Below are 17,168 nucleotides of genomic sequence, written 5' to 3' on the forward strand. Positions count from 1 at the left end.
ACCGATCGGGCGATTGCGCCCCGAGAGGTGTTTTCGGGAGGCTCCCCCGCCCCTTCGGGTGAGCGCACGCGCACCCCCGACGGTTGTGCGCCGGGCGCGCACGCCCGGCTCCTTCCGTTAACTCACCTATGCCGTAGACGGATTGACACACCCTCGACTCCCGTCCGGCCAGGTCGGCGTCAACGCCGGTCCGGTGGCCGTGTCCCGCGGGGCTCAGGCGCCGCCGAGGAGGCCGAAGACGGAGCGCAGGCCGTGCGGGCGGCGGTCGACGGGCAGGTGATCGACGAAGTGGACCCGGGCGCCGAGCGCACTTGCGCCGCCGTCGGCCGTGCGGTCGTCGCCGACCATCAGGGTGTCGGCCGGGGCGAGTCCGAGCCCGTCGCAGGCGAAGCGGAAGATCGCCGGGTCCGGCTTCTGGGCACCGACCTCGTACGACAGTGCGTAGACGTCGACCCACTCGTCGAGTCCGTGGGCGCGGAACAGCGGGCGCAGGTCCCAGGCGATGTTGCTGACCACGGCGACGGCGACGCCGGCCCGGCTCAGGTCGGCGAGGGTGCGCGCGGTGTCGGGATAGGCGTGCCACGCCTCCGGCGTCTTGTGCCGGTCATAGAGCGCGCGGGCGAGTCCGGGGTCGGTCACCCCGGCCTCGTGGATCAGCGCGGTGTACGCGGCGCGGTGCCGTTCCGCGTCGAGGTCGCGCTCCGCCCACAGCTTGCTCAGTCTGCCGGGCACGTGCTGCGGCGAGGGGCCGCCCGGCAAGGCGCCGTGGAAGGTGAGTCGTTCCACGGCGTGGGCGAAGTCGTCGCCGGAGAGCCGCACACCGGCCGCGGCGAGGCCCGCGTCCAGCCAGTGGGCGACGGACTCGACGCGGAGCAGCGTGCCGGAGAAGTCGAACATGACGCCTTTGATCACCCTCCGATCGTAGAACGCGGAACCGACGGGACGGGGCGGTCCGGGTGGGGAACTCCGTCAGGCACCTCCGCGTTATACCCCCCACGGGTATAACGGTCCGGATGGCGGGCCGGAGAGCGGAGCACCAGGAGGCAGCGTGCAGGAGACCACGACGCGGGGCGGAAAGACGGCACGGCGGCTGACCGCGCTCCAGCCGGAGCAGGCCGCCGGCAAGGCGCGCGAGCTGCTCGCCGACATCGTCGAGCGGCACGGCTCGGCGGGCGAGATGGTGTCGACGATGGCCCACTCCCCCGCCGTCCTGGAGGGCTATCTCAGCCTCTCCCGCGCGATGAAGCGGGTGAAGATCCCCCGCGCCCTCAGCGAGAAGATCTCCCTCGCCGTCCAGGAGTGGATCGGCTGCGGCACCTGCCGCGAGGCCCACGTCGCGGCCGCCCGCGCCGCCGGCCTCACCGACGCCGACATCGCCCTCGCCCGCCAGGGCACCTCGACGGACGCCCGGGAGGCCGCGCTGATCGCCGTCGCCCTGAAGGTCCTCGTCGAGCCGAGCGGGCTCGGCGACGAGGACGTGGCGGAGCTGCGGGAGCACGGCTGGAGCGACCGGATCATCGCCGAGGTGGTGGGGGTGGTGACGCTGAACATGCTGACGGGCGCGTTCAACCTGCTGGCGGGGATCCAGCCGGAGGAGGACGAGTAAGCGGACGAGTAGCAGCCAAGTAGCGGATCCCCCGGCCGCCTGCCCGGCGACTCGGCCTGCCCGGCGACTCGGCCTGCCCGGCGACTCGGCCTGCCCGGCGCGCCTCCCCGGTGCGACGGCTCCCGTCGTGGGGAGCCGTCGCACCGGGCGGGGGCCGATCACGCCGACCCGCCGGTCCGGGGCCGGGCGGGCTCGGCGCCGGGGCCAGCTCCGGGGCAGCTCCGGGTCAGCTCCGGGGTCAGCTCCTGATCAGCGCCATCAGCTCCTCGTGGGTCGCGGCGTCCGCCGCCACCACGAGCCCGCGGCCCTCCGGCCCGAGCGGGCGGCCGTCGATGCCGGTGACGACGCAGCCGGCCGCACGGCACAGCGCGATGCCGGCGGCGAAGTGGACGCTGTCGGACAGGTCGGCGCCGTCGGTGACGTACGCGGCACGCCGGCCGGCCGCGACCCAGGCGACCGCGAGCGTCGACGAGACGACCCGGGGGCGGAAGCCTGCGGCGCCGAAGCCGGGGTGGGCGAGCAGGTCCACGGCGCGGAAGCCCGGCGCGTGCGGGAAGGGCGGGTCCAGGTTGACGTCCACCAGGCGTACGGCGCCGGACGGCACCAGCGGTGTGTCGGCCCCGTCGTGCCGGGCCCACGCGGTCTCGCCGTCGGTCCAGAGGACCTCGTCGCCGAACGGATCGGCGACCGCGGCGATCTCCTCCCCCGCCGCCCCGCCCCGCAGGGCCACGTTCACGGCCACGACCTGGGTGCCGGCGGCGTAGTTCAGGGTGCCGCACAGCGGGTCGACCAGCCACTGGCGCCCGGCGCCGGCGGCGCCCTGTTCCCCGCCCTCCTCGCCGAGCAGGGCGTCCTCGGGCCTGGCCGCGCGGATGACGTCGAGTATCGCCCGCTCGGCCTCGAGGTCGGCGGCGGTGGCGAAGTCGCCGTCGCCCTTGTCGACGCGGTCGAGGCGGCCGCCGTACAGGCCGCGGACGACCCGGGCGCCGGCCAGGGCGGCGGTGACGGCGACCTGGGCGTCGTCAGAACGGCTGAATGTGGTGATCATGCGGGCACGATAGGGCCTGCCCGGCGGATGTCCGCGTGCTCCGGACGGGCCGGTTGAGGATTTGCCGGGTCCGTCCGGCGATGACCTAATGGAATTCCAGGATCCCCGACATCCGTCCCCGACCTGACCAGTGACACGGGAGCAGGAATGACCGACGGTCCCGAGCCCATCAGCGCCGACGCCCTCCGGGCGCTCCAGCGGGAACTCTCCGAACTGCGCGCCGAACGCGGCTCGGTGGCCGCCACCCTGAAGGACGTGGACGCCGTCGGTGACCGGGCCGACGAGGCCGACGAGTTGCAGCGGGTCACGGAGGTCGCCCGGCTGGACCAGCGGATCGCCACGATCGAGGGCCGCATCCGCGCGGCGTCCGTCGCGGGCGCCCCGGCCACCGGTGTGGTCGGCGTCGGGTCCCGGGTCACCGTGCGCTTCGAGGACGGCGACGAGTCGACCTTCCACATCGGCGAGCTCGCCGACGCCGACGACCCGGACCTGGTGACCTCCGACAGCCCGCTGGGCCTCGCGCTGCTCGGCCGCCGCGCCGGGGAGACGGTCACCTACCGGACGCCCACGGGGCAGACGACCGCGGTCGTGCTCTCGCTCGGCGGCTGAGGCCCGGGGCGGACCGCCGGTCACCCGGTGAAGGCGGTCGACACCAGGTTGATCGTCGTCGCCAGGATGCTCGCGCCGAACACGTACGACAGCAGGCAGTGGCGCAGCGCCACGGCGCGGATCTCCGGGCTGGAGACGCTGGTGTCGGACACCTGGTAGGTCATGCCGAGGTTGTAGCTGAAGTAGAGGAAGTCGCTGTAGCGGGGCGGGATGTCGGAGTTGAAGTCGATGCCGCCCTCGGGGGCGCGGTAGTACATGTCGGCGTAGCGGGTGGCGTACATGAGGTGCAGTGACGCCCAGCCCGTGAAGACGCCGGCGAGCGCGGCCGCGGCGGCGGCGTGGCCGCGCTCTCCTGCGTCCCCGCGGGCGAGCAGGAGCATCACGATGCCGACGAGGCCGCACAGGGCGGCGGCGACGACCGCGATCTCCTCCAGGACCGGACGGAAGTCCTCGCGGCGGACGTTGCGGCGGGTGGTGGCGGCGTCCATCGGCCACAGGACGGTCCAGCCGGCGGTGACGAAGGCGGTGCCCGCGGTGGCGATGCCCGCGAGGATGCCCAGCGGGAAGCGCGTGAGCGCGCCCACCAGGATTCCGGCGGCCGCACCGACGCCGGTCGCGGCCACCAGCCGTACGACCGCGGAGCGCGGCACCCAGGACACCACGGACACGGGCGGGGTCAGTGCTGGAGGACGACGACGGCCTCGTCCGTGTAGGTCAGGAACGTGAAAGTCTCCTGGAAGTACAGCTCGATGCCGTGCGCGTCGTGCGCGCTGTAGCCGATGGCGAGGTCCTGGCCGATCCGGAGTTCGAAGTCGCCGCCGCGGGTGGAAAGGACGAGGGCGCCGGTGAGAGCCGGGGCCCAGATCGGCGGGCCGTCGAGCATCCGGGCGAGGTGGGCGGCGATCGGATAGCCGTGGTCGGAGGTCTCGCTGACGGCGCGGTAGTCGTCGGCGCCCAGGAGGAGTGAGTAGGGCCCGTCGACGCCGGCGAGGCGCAGCTCGGTGAGGGCGCGGCTGACCGCGTCGGGGTAGTCGCGGGGTTCGTTGGGCAGTGCGAGCACCGGGTTGGAGGTACGGTCGCGCAGGCCGTCGATGCCCGCCGCCGGGTAACCGTCGAAGACGGCCCGGTCCTCGGCGAAGGCCATGGCGCGGGCGGCGTCCTTCACGGGCTGCCAGTCGGAGTCCTCGGAGCCGCGCTCGACGTCGTCGACGGCGTCCCGGGTGACGGTGAACGGCACCCGCAGTTCGACGAGCGGCTTCGCCTCGCGGAGCCGGGCCGTGACGCCGGGCGCGGGCGGCGCGATCCCGGTGAGGTGGCCGGTGCCGACGGCGGCGAGGCGCGGGCCGGCCGGGTCGGGTACGTCGACGACGCGCCGGCCGGCGAGATGGCGCCGGAAGGTGCGCCGGGCCTCCTCCTCGATCTGCGCCCAGGCGGCCGGGGTGACGGGGGCGAGTTCGCGGTGCAGGTTGTTCGTCGCGGGAGGCGCGACGGAGGGGTCACCGGACGGCGTCATGGCACTCACGCTCCTTTCAGGCTGCCGATGCCGAGGTCCTCCGTGGACCCGCCGGGCGGCAGGACCACGTGCCCGAGGGCCTCGGCCGGGTCGGCCGCTTCGGCGGCGGGCGGGTCGGGAAGGTCGTCGAGGAAGTCGGCGCTCGGGACGAAGAAGAGACCGCCCGTCACGGCCGTGGAGAAGTCGAGGATCCGGTCCGTCAGACCGGGCGGGTCGCCCAGGAACATACGGTCGAGCATCCGCTCGGTCACCTCCGGCGTACGGGAGTAGCCGATGAAGTACGTGCCGAACTCGCCGCGCCCGGGGCTTCCGAACGCCATGTTGTGGCGCACGATCTGCCGCTCGGTGCCGTCCTCGTCGACGATCGTGGTGCGGGCGACGTGCGAGTCCTCGGGTTTGACGTCGTCGGGCAGCTCCATGTTGGCCAGCTTGGTGCGGCCGATGACCCGTTCCTGTTCGTCGGTGCCGGCGCCGTCCCAGGCCGCGAGGTCGTGCACGTACTTCTGGACGACGACGTAGGCGCCGCCGGCGAACTCCGGGTCCTCGTCGCCGAGATGCACGGCCTCGACGGCCGCCCCGCCCTCCGGGTTCTCGCTGCCGTCGACGAAGCCGAGCAGGTCACGGTCGTCGAAGTAGCGGAAGCCGTGCACCTCGTCGACGACCGTGACGGCCGCGCCGAGCCGTTCCATGACCAGGCGGGCCAGCTCGAAGCACAGGTCGGGGCGCCGGGCGCGGATGTGCAGCAGCAGGTCGCCGGGGGTGGCGGGGGCGGTGTGGCGCGGGCCGTACAGCGGCCGGAAGGGGTGCAGCTCGCGCGGTCGGGGGCCGCCGAAGAGCCGGGGCCAGGCGGCGGCGCCGATGCCGACGACTCCGGTGAGCTCCTCCTCGCGGGCCCGGAAGCCCACGGAGCGGACGATGCCGGCGAGGTCGCCGAGGAGGTCGCGCACCACGGCCTCGCGACCAGGGTTCACGGTGACGACCAGGAAGACGGCGGCCTGTGTGGGCGGTGCGATGACGGGCTGGGGGGTGACCACGGAACTCCTCGGCGGCTGGCGGCCAGCAGGTGGTACCGAATCGGGTGATCTCCGGGCATGACGGACGCGAAGATCGTGGCCAGCCTAGCCGCGCCCGCCACCTCGCGCAGCCCTGGCCGCGCCCACCCGGAGCCGCGCCGGACACGGTGTGTGACCCCGCTTGCGCGGTGCGGGTGCCCGGGTTTCAGTGGTACGGCCCCATCAGGACGGTTCGGTCACGGTGGGTCACCCCCACCGTCAGGAGCTTGAGATGTCGATGGCGTTCGGTTCCCCCTTCGGTTCCTCCGATCCGTTCGGCGACCTGCTGAACCACTTCTTCGGCATGTCGCCGCAGTCCTCGCCGCCCGTCGTGCAGCGCGTGCCCATCGGACGCCTCCTCACCGAGTCGTCGCACGAGCTGCTCGGCCTCGCCACCCGCAAGGCGGTCGAGGACGGCACCACGGACCTCGACACCCAGCACCTGCTGTGGGCGGCCACCCAGGTCGAGCCCTCGCGCCGGATCCTTGACCGGGCCGGGGTGAACCCCGACAAGCTCGCCGAGCAGATCGCCTCCGGCGGGATGCTCGCGCGCGAGTCCGCCGAGCCGTCGGCCGAACCGGGGCTCACCCCGGCGGCGAAGCGCACCCTGGCCGCCGCGCACGCGTACGCGCAGGCGGCCGGCGTCTCGTACATCGGTCCCGAGCACATCCTCGGCGCGCTGCTCTCCGACCCCGACTCCGGCGCGACCCGCTTCCTGCGGGCGGAGGACACGGACGTGCAGAAGCTGCGCGGCCTCGCCGAGCAGGCGTCCCGGCCGGAGAGCACGGCCCCGGCGCCGAAGCAGCCGGCGACCTCCCTGGACGAGTTCGGCCGCGATCTCACCGAGGAGGCGCGGGCCGGAAGGCTGGACCCGGTGGTCGGCCGGGCCGACGAGATCGAGCAGACGGTGGAGATCCTCTCCCGGCGCTCCAAGAACAACCCGGTGCTCATCGGCGAGCCGGGCGTCGGCAAGACCGCGATCGTGGAGGGTCTGGCCCAGCGGATCGTGGCGGGCGAGGTGCCCGACACCCTGAAGGACAAGCGGGTCGTCTCGCTCGACCTGTCCGGGATGGTGGCGGGCGCGCAGTACCGCGGCCAGTTCGAGGAACGCCTCAAGAAGGTCATCGAGGACGTCAAGCAGGCCGAGGGCGAGATCGTCCTCTTCATCGACGAGCTGCACACCGTCGTCGGCGCGGGCGCGACCGGCGAGGGCTCGATGGACGCGGGCAACATGCTCAAGCCCGCCCTGGCCCGCGGTGAACTGCACGTCGTGGGCGCGACGACCATCGACGAGTACCGCAGGCACGTCGAGAAGGACGCCGCCCTCGAACGGCGCTTCCAGCCCGTCCTCATCCCCGAGCCCACGGTCGAGGAGACCGTCCAGATCCTCGAAGGACTGCGGGACGCCTACGAGGCCCACCACCAGGTCCGCTTCGCCGACGGCGCCCTCGCGGCGGCGGCCGAGCTCTCCGACCGCTACATCAGCGACCGCTTCCTGCCCGACAAGGCGATCGACCTGATGGACCAGGCCGGCGCCCGGGTCCGGCTGCGCAGCGCGGGCCGTTCGACGGAGGTCGTCAGCCGCGAGGACCAGCTGGCCAAGCTGCGCCGCGAGAAGGACCAGGCGGTGGCGGGCGAGGAGTTCGAGAAGGCGTCCGAGCTGAAGCAGCGGATCGCCGAGATCGAGGGCGAGCTCGCGGGCATCGAGGAGCGGCGCGAGGGCGTCGTGTCGGTCACCGCATCCGACATCGCCGAGATCGTGGCCCGCCGCACCGGCATCCCGGTCGCCCAGCTCACCACCAGCGAGAAGGAGCGGCTGCTCAGGCTGGAGGAGGAGATGCACGAGCGGATCGTCGGCCAGGCCGAGGCGGTCACGGCGGTCTCCGAGGCGGTGCGCCGCAACCGTGCCGGAATGGGCGACCCGAACCGCCCGGTCGGCTCCTTCCTCTTCCTCGGCCCCACGGGCGTCGGCAAGACGGAGCTGGCCAAGACGCTCGCGGAGCTGCTGTTCGGCGACGAGAGCCGGATGGTCCGCTTCGACATGAGCGAGTTCCAGGAGAAGCACACGGTGGCCCGGCTGGTCGGCGCGCCGCCCGGATACGTGGGGTACGAGGAGGCCGGTCAGCTCACCGAGAAGGTGCGCCGCCAGCCGTACAGCGTGGTCCTCTTCGACGAGGTGGAGAAGGCGCACCCGGACGTCTTCAACACGCTCCTGCAGATCCTCGACGACGGGCGGCTCACGGACGGTCAGGGCCGTACGGTCGACTTCCGGCACTGTGTCGTCATCATGACGTCCAACATCGGCGCGCACCGGATCCTCGCCCACGAGGGCGACGCGGCGGAGCTGAGGGACGAGCTGATGGAGGATCTGCGCGGGCGGTTCCTGCCGGAGTTCCTCAACCGGATCGACGACATCATCGTCTTCCACAGTCTGACCGAGCAGGACCTGTCGGAGATCGTCGAGCACCTCCTCGACCGCAGCAAGCACCGCGTGCACGCGCAGGGCATGACGCTGGAGGTCACCGAGGCGGCGAAGAAGCTCCTGGTCGCGCACGGCTACCAGCCGGAGTTCGGCGCCCGCCCGCTGCGCCGCACGATCCAGGCCGAGCTCGACAACCGGATCGCCTCGCTGCTGCTCGGCGGCGAGGCCGGACCCGGGGACACGATCGTGGCGGACGTGGTGGGCGACTCGCTGCACTGCACGATCCGCAGGGACGAGCGGGCGGCGGCGAACGCGGATGCCGCGCCGGCGTAGGACTCCCCGGTCGGTGTCAGGACCGGCCAAAGTCAGGGCCAGGACTCCGCCGCTAGGACTCCGCGGCCCGTGCCTCCGCCGGCTCGGCGGCGGGCGCGGGCTGCGGGGTGTAGCGGGCCAGGCCCCTGCGGTCGTAGTAGTGCGTCATCCCGAAGCCGAAGAGCAGCGCGGCCACGAACCCGATCGCGATCATCGCCCAGGCACGGCCGAGCCCGGCGTCGCCGCGGGCGTCGAAGTAGAGGATGGCCCGCACCCCGCCGGTGAGCTGGCGCATCGGCTCGAACGCGCCGAGGAAGCGGTAGAAGCCGGGGACGGCCTCCAGCGGGACGGTGGCGCCGGAGGACGGCAGCGCGAGCGCGATGAAGACGAACATGGACACCAGCTGCCCGACGCCGCCGAAGGCCGCGTTGATGGCCTGCACGCCGAGCCCGACGGCCACGGTCGCGCAGTACGAGAAGATCCACAGGAGCGGCAGGTGGGCCGCGTCCATGCCGAGGATCGCGATCGTCGCCACCATCAGGAGCGTGGTGGTGAGCAGCGCGATGCCCGCGGTCATCACCATCTTCAGGACCAGGGTCTGGGTGCGGTTGATGGGCACGGTGGGGTGCCGGGTGTGCCAGGGGCCGATCTCGCTGTCCGTGTAGCCGAGGGCGGTGTCGACGCCGGTGTGGATGAGGTTGCCGCCGATGAAGCCGGACAGGACGAGGAGCAGGGTGTAGTAGAAGGCGGTGAGCCCGAGTCCGCTGTGCCGGCCGATCGGATGCCCGACCCGGGTCACGACGGTCACCGGGTCGGCGAGCAGGACCTTCGCCGTCGGGTCGGGCGCCGCGGCGGCGAGCCGCTTGCCGATGTTCAGCGACGCCTGGTGCGCCACGCCCTGGTTGAGCTGTGCGGCCAGCGAGGAGCCCAGGCTGCCGAAGCCCGGGTTGGTGAGGACGGTCAGGGTGGGCCGCGCGGTCGCCCCGCGCGTGGTCAGCGCCTGCACGGAGGCGGTGAAGTCGGGCGGCACGACCAGTGCCCCGTACACCTTCCCGGACGACAGCTGGTCCTGTGCCGTGGCCGCGTCGACCAGGCGCCACTGGACCCGCCCCCGCGGCGTCGCCGCGCCGAGGGAGCCGGTGATCTCCTTGCCCAGCGCGCCCCGGTCCTGGTCGACGACGGCGACGGGCAGCCGGCGCATCGCGTCACCCGGGCTGAGGATGCCGCCCATGTAGAGCAGGGCGAGCACCATGGTGACGAGTGCGCACAGGACGGTCGGGACGAGCCAGAGCCCGGGGCGGCGGACGAGCTCGCCGGCGCGCCGGGGGGTCGCGGAGGCCATGGTTCTCCGAGGGGTGGTGGGAGCGGTAACGGTCGGTCCGTGCCCATGGTCGACGCCCGGGGAGGATTTGCCCGGTATTGACACCGGGAGGCGGGGTACGTGCGAAGACGAGGAGGTCGGCTCATGACGGCGGAACTCCGGGTCGGGCGGCGGACGGTCGAGCTGGCCCGCCCGCGGAAGGTGCTCTTCCCGGACGACGGCATCACCAAGGCCGATCTGGCCGACTACTACCGACAGGTGGCCGGGCGGATGCTGCCGCATCTGCGCGGGCGCCCGCTGATGCTGGAGCGGCACCCGGACGGCATCGACGACTCCGGCTTCATGCAGAAGGACATCCCCGGCCACTTCCCCGACTGGGTGGCCCACGCGGAGCTGCCCAAGGAGGACGGGACCGTCGACTACGTGCTGTGCGAGGACACGGCCTCGCTGGTCTATCTGGCCGGCCAGGCGTGCGTCACGCCGCACCGCTGGCTCTCCCGCGCCGACCGGCCCGACCACCCGGACCGCCTCGTCCTCGACCTCGACCCGGCGGACGGCGAGGACTTCGCCACCGTGCGGCGGGCCGCCCGGCGGCTGCGCGCGCTCCTCGACGAGCTCGGTCTGCCGTCGCAGGTGATGACGACGGGATCGCGGGGTCTGCACGTGGTGGTGCCGCTGCTGCGCCGGGACACCTTCGACGAGGTACGGGCCTTCGGCCGTGAGCTCGCCGGTCTCCTCGCCGCGCGGTACCCGGACGAGCTGACGACGGAGGTACGCAGACGGGCCCGGCGCGGCCGGCTCTACCTGGACGTCCAGCGCAACGGGTACGGCCAGACGGCCGTGGCCCCGTACGCGGTCCGCGCCCGGCCCGGCGCGCCCGTCGCCGCCCCGCTCGACTGGGCGGAGCTGGACGATCCGGGCCTCACCGCGCGCCGCTGGACCCTCGCCGACGCCGGCCGGCTCGCCGACCGCGCCCCGTGGGACACCCCGCGCGGGCGGTCCGCGACGGCGGCACACCGACGGCTCGACGCCCTGCGCGAGGACGAGGGCGAAAGCGCGGGCCCGGGCGAAGGAGGCTGAGCACCATGGCACGCGTGATGGTGGAAGGCAGCGAGGTCGTCGTCCGGCTGGGCCTGCGCGAGACGCTCGCCGCGCGCCGGCGCTCGATCCGGTTCCCGGTGTCGGCCCTGCGCGAGGTCGGCGTCGAGACCAGCTGGTGGCGGGTGCTGCGCGGCGAGGCCGGCCGGGGCCTGTGGCTGCCCGGCCGGTGCGTCGGACTCCGGCACGGCCCGGACGGCACCGACTTCGTCGCCGTGCGCGCCGAAAGCCCGGTGCTCCGGATGGACCTCTCGACCGAGGCGCCGTTCAGCCGCGTGTCCGTCTCCGACCCGGAGCCGGAGACGACCGAACGCGCGCTGCGCGTCCTCATGCCGGCGGAGCCGCCCCTGGAGCCGTAGTGATTCCCGGGCGGCTTCAAGCGGCTGCCTTCAGGGCTTCGAGGAGCTCGTCGCGGGTCATTTTCGAGCGCCCGCGGACGCCGGCGCTCGCGGCCTTCTCGTACAGCTCGTCCTTGGTGAGCCCGTCCAGTTCGTCCTCGCGGCGCCTCTTGCCGCGCTCCTTGCCTCGCTCCTTGCCTCGCCCCTCCCCGCTCTCCTTGGCGCGTCCCTCCTTGCCTCGCCCTTCCCTGGCCCGCTCGACGCTCGCGCGCAGCGCCTCGGTGAGGTCGATGACGTTGGTGGCCTCCGGGGCGACCTCCGCCTTCTCGACGCTCTCGCCGGACTTCTTCGCCTTGACCAGTGCGGCGACGGCGTCCCGGTAGGTGTCGTGGAACTCCTCGGGGTCCCAGTCCATGGCGAGCGCGTCGATGAGCCGCTCGGCCATCCTCAGCTCCTTGGCCCCGGTCTTGCGGCCCGTGGCGTCGGGCAGGTCGGGGACCTCCTCGCGGGGGTCGCGGATCTCGTCGGCCCAGTGCAGGGTGTGGAGCTTGAGGATGCCGTCGTCGGAGGTGAGGGCGACGAGGTACTCGCGTCCGCGCATCACGAAGGTGGCCACGCCCGCCCGGCCGCTCTCCGCCAGGGCGCGTTCGAGGAGCGCGTACACCTTGACGTACTCCTTGCCCTTGGGGCCGAGGTAGTAGGTCCGGTCGAAGAAGACCGGGTCGATCGCGTCCAGCTCGACGAATCCGCTGATCTCCAGCGTCCTGGAGCGGCCCGGTGCGATGTCTTCGAGTTCCTCGGGTTCGACGACGACGTACTCGTCACCGGTGTCGAAGCCCTTGACGATGTCCTCGGCGGGGACCTCCTCGCCGGTGCGCTCGTTCACCCGCCGGTTGCGGATCCGGTCGGCGGTGCCGCGCTGGAGCTGGTGGAAGCGGAGGGTGTGGGCGGAGGTCGCGGTGTGGATGCCGACGGGCACGCTCACCAGGCCGAAGCTCAGTACACCGGTCCAGACCGGTCGGGCCATGCCGATCACCGCCAACCGCCGAGGCACGCACGTCACGCCCCCTCCGACACGCGAATGCCCGCCCGCCCCGTTCGGAAACGGGGACGGGCGGGCGGTCACGAACGCCGTACGGCGGCCCGAGGGACCTGGCGGGACCCTACGGGTTGACCGGCAGCGCGGGCGTGAAGAGCGTGGGAACGCTCCACTGCTGCGCCGGGGTGCCGTTGCAGTCGAACAGCTGGAACACGGTGCCCCAGTTGCGGTTGGCCCAGGGCACGTCGAGGCAGCGGCCCGACTGCGGGTTGTAGATCGAGCCGTCGGCGCGCGGCTGCCACTGCTGGCCGCCCTCGCCCAGGCACTGCCAGAAGAGCACGGCGCTCTGCGACGTGGTCTGGTTGCCGCTGACGGCGACGCACTGGCCCTGCTGGGTCAGCGTGCCGTTGGCGTTGACGCTGAGCTTCTGCGCGTCGGAGCCGTTGCAGCCCCACAGCTGCGGGTGCATGCCGTTGCCGCTGTTGTTGTTCGGGGCGTCGACGCAGATGTCCGGGGCCGGGCCGAAGCGGATCGGGCTGCCGGAGGTGGTGGCCTGCGGGGTGTAGCCCTGGTAGACGGCGAGGTTGCTGACCCGGCCGGTCAGCCAGGAGCTCGGCTGGCTCTGGTACTTGTACCGGCCCATGACCAGCGGGCCGCTCGGCACCGGGCTGGTGCTCGCCGCGTGGTAGGCGCTGGCGGCGAGCCTGCCGTTGACGTACAGGCTCATGGCGCCGGTGGTGGCGTTGTACGTCGCCGTCAGCTGGGTCCAGACACCGGCCTTGAACGCGTTGGCCGCGTTGGCCGTGGCGGTGTAGTCGTACGACCAGCCGTCGTCGTCGCTGCGGGCCAGCGCGAAGCGCCAGCCGTTGGCGTCCGCCCAGAGCATGAACGCGCTGCCGTGGAGCAGGTCCTGGCTGACGACCACGCCGTCCGGCTTGTCGAGCTTCGCCCAGGTGCTGACGGTGAAGCTCTGCCGGGTGTCGACGACCTTGTTCGGCGCCGTGACGGTCGACTTCAGCGTGTCGCTGAAGACGGGCACGCTGACCGCTCGTCCGTCGACGGTGTCCTGGGTGTAGCTGATGGCCGCCGCGGTGCCGTCGTTGCCGGCGGGGACGGACTTGGTGTCGCCCTCCAGGCGCCACTGCGCGGTCGGGGCCTGGGTGTTGCCGCGCACGTGGTAGCCGGTGAAGCCGTTGACCGCGCCGGCGTTCACCGCGCCCGCCCAGGCGTGCAGCGTGCCGGCGGTGTCGAGGGCCCAGAAGTCCGGCACGCCGTCGTCGGTGACGTCGCCGTCGGAGCCGACGCGCGGGTAGCCGGCGCCGGTGATGCCGTAGCCGATGCGGGCCGTGGGCTGCGCGGTGACGCCAGTGAACACGGTGTACGTGACGCCAAGGACGTCGTCGGTGCGGGTGGAGGTGGCGAGCCTGTACTGGAAGATGTCACCGCTGGTGCGGTTGCGCACCCACAGGGCCGGGGCGGTGTCCGCCGTCGTGGCGGTGGCGAGGTCCAGGGTGTTGCCCGGGACCATCAGGTCCTTGTCGTCCCAGTCGCCGGTGCCGGACACCAGGGACGGCGGGGCGAGCGTCTGGTTGGACTTGACCGGGTAGAACCAGAGGTTGCCGGCCTCCACCGAGAGCAGACCGGTGGCGTCGGACACCTTGCGGCTCGGCGTGCGCGAGGTGCGGGCCGGGCCGGTCGGGGTGACCTGGCTGGAGTACTGCCAGGTCCCTACGTTGCGGTAACCGGTGCAGTTCGCGAACGCGGGGTCGCAGTCGGGCTTGTCGACGGTGTGCTTGGTGCCGAGGGTGAAGCGTCCCGGGTTGGACAGCGTGTTGTCGTAGACGAACAGTTCGGACCCGCCGAGCGCCCCGACGGTGGCGGGCTCGCGGTGGACGAACAGGTCGTCGACGTTGCGGCCCGGGTCGAGGGAGCCGCGGTGCGCGATCCGATAGTCCTTCCAGGTGCGGCCGGAGCTCACCTCGGGCGCCTGGAGGGCGGTCGCGGCGGTGCCGCTGGGCACGTAGCTGGCGGTGCTGCCGTCGGTGGCCCGGCCGTGGGTGACCAGGTTGCCGGCGGTGTCCGGGATCAGGATGTCGGGCCGGGCGTCACCGGTGGTGTCGCCGAAGGCCACCGGACCGTCCTTCCACGGCACGTAGAAGGCGTACGAGAGGGTCTGGGAGGCGTTGCCCGCCTCGTCGAGGGCCCGCGCGTAGACGATGTTGGTGCCCCAGTGGGTGGGCTTGACGCTGATGCTGCTCGCGGAGAGCGGGCTGCCGCAGCTCTGCTGGGCGCCGGCGAGCTGCGGGTCGAAGCTCCACTGGACGCAGGCCAGGCCCGAGGAGCGCAGTCCGGCGCCGGGGCTCGGGTCGGACGCGGAGATCGGGATGGAGCCGGTGTCGCCGAGGCGCAGGTTGGTGATCTGCCCGTTGCCGGCCGGCGGGTACTGGGTGTTGGGGTCGGTGAACTGGCCGAAGGACATCACCGGCGGGGTGATGTCGACGGCGAAGTGGCACGTGGTGCTGGACGGTCCGCGCAGCAGGCCGTCGTCGCCGTGGGTGGCCCAGGCGTAGTTGTGGCCGTTCTGCAGGGTGCCGACCGGCACGGAGTAGGTGGCCTCCGACCAGTTCGACACGAAGCCGGACCAGCCCTGGTTCGCGGTGGCGTTCGCGGTCTCGTCCCAGAGGTCGACCCACTCGGTGAGCTGGCCCTGGTTGGGGCTGGTGACCCGGGAGATCAGGTCGGTGTGGGTGTCGGTGACCCAGCCGTACGAGGTGCTGGGCACCGAGCCGCAGGCCTGGGTGTCACCCGCGACGACACGCCGCGGGACCGGGTTGACGCGCAGGTTGTCCGGCGTGTTGGGCGGGAAGTCGTACTCGGTGCTGAGCGTGGCGTTGTAGTTGAACCGCTTGAAGCCCATCTTGTCGCCGGAGCCCTCGTTGCCGCGCAGGGCGAAGGCGATCGGCTTGCTGGTGTCGCGGATCGCGTCCCGCATGGCGCCGGTGACGTTGAAGTCGACGGGGATGTCGTTGTAGCAGGCGGAGTTGGTGCCGTTGCCGGGCACCCACTTGCCGTCCAGCCAGTCCCCGACCACGTGGTTGTTCCAGGAGACCGAGCCGTCGAACGCGCCTGCCCGGTACACGTTCACGGGGTACGTCGTGGAGCAGGACCAGTCCGAGGAGATGTACTGGTTGACGCGCAGGCTGGCGTAGTTGATGGTCGAGCCGTAGTACCCGTTGATGTCGAACTCGAACAGGGCGCGCTCGATGCCGTACGGCGACTCCCAGCCCTGGTAGCCCGAGCCGGGATGGTCCCGGTCGTTGGAGCCGGAGCGGTCGAAGTTGCTGGTGCCGGGCCAGGCCTGCATGACCCAGGCGTGGTGCTGCTTGCCGCGGGAGTCACGCGACCAGTCCGGGTCGACGTAGACGGGGTAGCTGGTGTCCGCGCCGTCGAGCAGGTCCATGCTGGGGGCCAGCGCGATGGCGCCGTGGCCCTTGCCGGCCGTGCCGGTCACCTTCACCTGCGTGACGGGGATCTTGGCGACGGTGGCGCGGGCGCCGGGTCCTTCGGGGCTGCTCAGGCCGTCGATGGCGCCGTTGGTCTTGTCGACCGGCGCGGAGGCGTCCATGTCGGCGTTCTTGCTGCCGCGCACGCCGGGGTGCCGGGCCTCCTTCGCGGACCACATGATCGGCGCGGGCGAGCGGAAGACGGTGTCACGGCCGTGGGCGGCGGTGAGGTTGCCGTCCTTGTCCTTGGCGAGGTCGAGGCCCTTGGTCTCCGTGGGGAACACCATGTTCCGTACCGCCGGGTTGGCGGCGGCGGCCGGGCTGCGGAGGATCACGACGGTGCCGTAGCCGCCCCACTTGGTGGCGGTGACCTTCAGGTCGGTGTCGGGCGCCACGTTCTCGAAGAGGGCGCCGTTGCCGCTGAGGACCGGCTTGGGCAGCGCGCCGGGGAACGGCGAGGAGACGGCGAGCTGTCGGCCGTCCTCGGTGGTCATGGTGGCCAGCGGGCCGGTGCCGCCGCCGGAGATCACGAGGTCGGAGTCGGCGGCCTTCGGGGCCACGGTGCCGTCGGCGCGGGTGACCAGGGTGTCGTCGAGGGCTACCCAGCCGCCGTCCCTGCCCTTCATGCGCTGGGCTTCGAGGCTGCGCTCGGTGCGCAGCTTGCCCTGGGGCGTGACGACCGTGGTGCTGAACTCGTCGGTGAGTTCGGGGACCTGGACGTCCTTGCCGGTCTTGGCGGCCTTCAGCTTCGCCTTCTCCGCGGCGGTGCGGGCCGCCGTCGGCTTCGGGCGCCCGGCGCTCCCCCGGGAGGGGGCGGGAGCGGCCGGGGAGGCGGACGGATCGGTCTTGGGCGACGGCGCGGCCAGCGCCGTGTAGGGCGTGGCGGCCAGCATCGCGGCCGATATCGCCAGGACGGCGGCGGCCGCAACCGGCCGTCGTAGTCCGGCTCTTGGTGCAGTGGACATGCCTCTGTACTCCCCCATGCATGTGCGTGGTCCCGGCGCATGGCGCGCAGAGATCGGGGGCACTTTGGCAGGACATGGTCAACGATCAAAATGCGCCACGCCGACCCGTGTCCATCTTGTGTGCAGCCTTCACGAATTGCACACGCTGTGATCTAGAACACGTCCGAATTTCAACTGCTCATGGGATACGGGCGGTTGTGGCGACTGCTACCTTCCCGTCCGATTGTGCCGTCGCTCAGTCGGACCGGCGGCCCACTACTACTTTCAACTTTCAACGGGGGATGAGCGATGCCTCGCTTTGGCATGCGCCGAACCGGGCGACTTTCACGGACACGGGCGACC

At 72.4% G+C, this 17,168-nt stretch carries 13 protein-coding genes; 5 read left to right on the plus strand and 8 right to left on the minus strand.

Features of this window, described 5'->3' with window-relative positions; all coding sequences use genetic code 11:
- Positions 1–213: 213 nt before the first annotated feature.
- The gene (locus ACWEV0_RS11910) at positions 214–897 is read right to left on the minus strand and encodes an HAD-IA family hydrolase (RefSeq protein WP_453148827.1); all 684 of its coding nucleotides are present in this window, start codon (positions 895–897) and stop codon (positions 214–216) included.
- 151 nt (positions 898–1,048) lie between these two features.
- Here ACWEV0_RS11910 and ACWEV0_RS11915 point away from each other — a divergent pair, with 151 nt between their 5' ends.
- On the plus strand, positions 1,049–1,606 hold the full coding sequence (locus tag ACWEV0_RS11915) for a carboxymuconolactone decarboxylase family protein (protein ID WP_453148733.1): 558 nt from the start codon (positions 1,049–1,051) through the stop codon (positions 1,604–1,606).
- Between the two features lie 238 nt (positions 1,607–1,844).
- On the opposite strand, the gene ACWEV0_RS11920 is transcribed toward ACWEV0_RS11915, so the two are convergent.
- Entirely contained in the window at positions 1,845–2,654 is an 810-nt protein-coding gene (locus ACWEV0_RS11920; protein ID WP_453148734.1) for an inositol monophosphatase family protein, read from the minus strand.
- Positions 2,655–2,801: 147 nt separating this feature from the next.
- Here ACWEV0_RS11920 and ACWEV0_RS11925 point away from each other — a divergent pair, with 147 nt between their 5' ends.
- Positions 2,802–3,263, plus strand: coding sequence for a GreA/GreB family elongation factor (locus ACWEV0_RS11925; RefSeq protein WP_453148736.1), 462 nt, complete (start codon positions 2,802–2,804; stop codon positions 3,261–3,263).
- Positions 3,264–3,283: 20 nt separating this feature from the next.
- On the opposite strand, the gene ACWEV0_RS11930 is transcribed toward ACWEV0_RS11925, so the two are convergent.
- Genes ACWEV0_RS11930 through ACWEV0_RS11940 form a run of 3 tightly spaced genes read right to left on the minus strand, consistent with a single transcriptional unit; the run spans position 3,284 to position 5,810 of the window.
- Entirely contained in the window at positions 3,284–3,922 is a 639-nt protein-coding gene (locus ACWEV0_RS11930; RefSeq protein WP_453148829.1) for a DUF1345 domain-containing protein, read from the minus strand.
- A 17-nt stretch (positions 3,923–3,939) separates the two neighbouring features.
- Complete coding sequence (locus ACWEV0_RS11935; RefSeq protein WP_453148738.1) at positions 3,940–4,776, minus strand: family 1 encapsulin nanocompartment shell protein; 837 nt, start codon at positions 4,774–4,776, stop codon at positions 3,940–3,942.
- Between the two features lie 5 nt (positions 4,777–4,781).
- Entirely contained in the window at positions 4,782–5,810 is a 1,029-nt protein-coding gene (locus ACWEV0_RS11940) for a Dyp-type peroxidase (RefSeq protein ID WP_453148740.1), read from the minus strand.
- Positions 5,811–6,060: 250 nt separating this feature from the next.
- Here ACWEV0_RS11940 and ACWEV0_RS11945 point away from each other — a divergent pair, with 250 nt between their 5' ends.
- Positions 6,061–8,583, plus strand: a complete 2,523-nt coding sequence (locus ACWEV0_RS11945; RefSeq protein WP_453148742.1) for an ATP-dependent Clp protease ATP-binding subunit — start codon at positions 6,061–6,063, stop codon at positions 8,581–8,583.
- 52 nt (positions 8,584–8,635) lie between these two features.
- Here ACWEV0_RS11945 and ACWEV0_RS11950 read toward each other — a convergent pair whose 3' ends face one another.
- A complete protein-coding gene (locus tag ACWEV0_RS11950; RefSeq protein WP_453148744.1) occupies positions 8,636–9,904 on the minus strand; it encodes a YhgE/Pip domain-containing protein in 1,269 nt (422 codons plus the stop codon).
- Positions 9,905–10,027: 123 nt separating this feature from the next.
- On the opposite strand from ACWEV0_RS11950, the gene ligD reads away from it, so the two are divergent.
- Both ligD and ACWEV0_RS11960 read left to right on the plus strand, forming a co-directional pair.
- Positions 10,028–10,963: a non-homologous end-joining DNA ligase gene (ligD, locus tag ACWEV0_RS11955; protein ID WP_453148746.1), complete on the plus strand. Its 936-nt coding sequence runs from the start codon at positions 10,028–10,030 to the stop codon at positions 10,961–10,963.
- 5 nt (positions 10,964–10,968) lie between these two features.
- The gene (locus ACWEV0_RS11960; RefSeq protein ID WP_453148748.1) at positions 10,969–11,340 is read left to right on the plus strand and encodes a hypothetical protein; all 372 of its coding nucleotides are present in this window, start codon (positions 10,969–10,971) and stop codon (positions 11,338–11,340) included.
- A 16-nt stretch (positions 11,341–11,356) separates the two neighbouring features.
- On the opposite strand, the gene ku is transcribed toward ACWEV0_RS11960, so the two are convergent.
- Together ku and ACWEV0_RS11970 are read right to left on the minus strand one after the other, a co-directional pair.
- Positions 11,357–12,346, minus strand: coding sequence for a non-homologous end joining protein Ku (gene ku, locus ACWEV0_RS11965; protein ID WP_453148750.1), 990 nt, complete (start codon positions 12,344–12,346; stop codon positions 11,357–11,359).
- Between the two features lie 136 nt (positions 12,347–12,482).
- Positions 12,483–16,826: a ricin-type beta-trefoil lectin domain protein gene (locus tag ACWEV0_RS11970; protein ID WP_453148752.1), complete on the minus strand. Its 4,344-nt coding sequence runs from the start codon at positions 16,824–16,826 to the stop codon at positions 12,483–12,485.
- Positions 16,827–17,168: the final 342 nt, after the last annotated feature.

This window comes from Streptomyces sp. NPDC003943 (assembly GCF_053605265.1).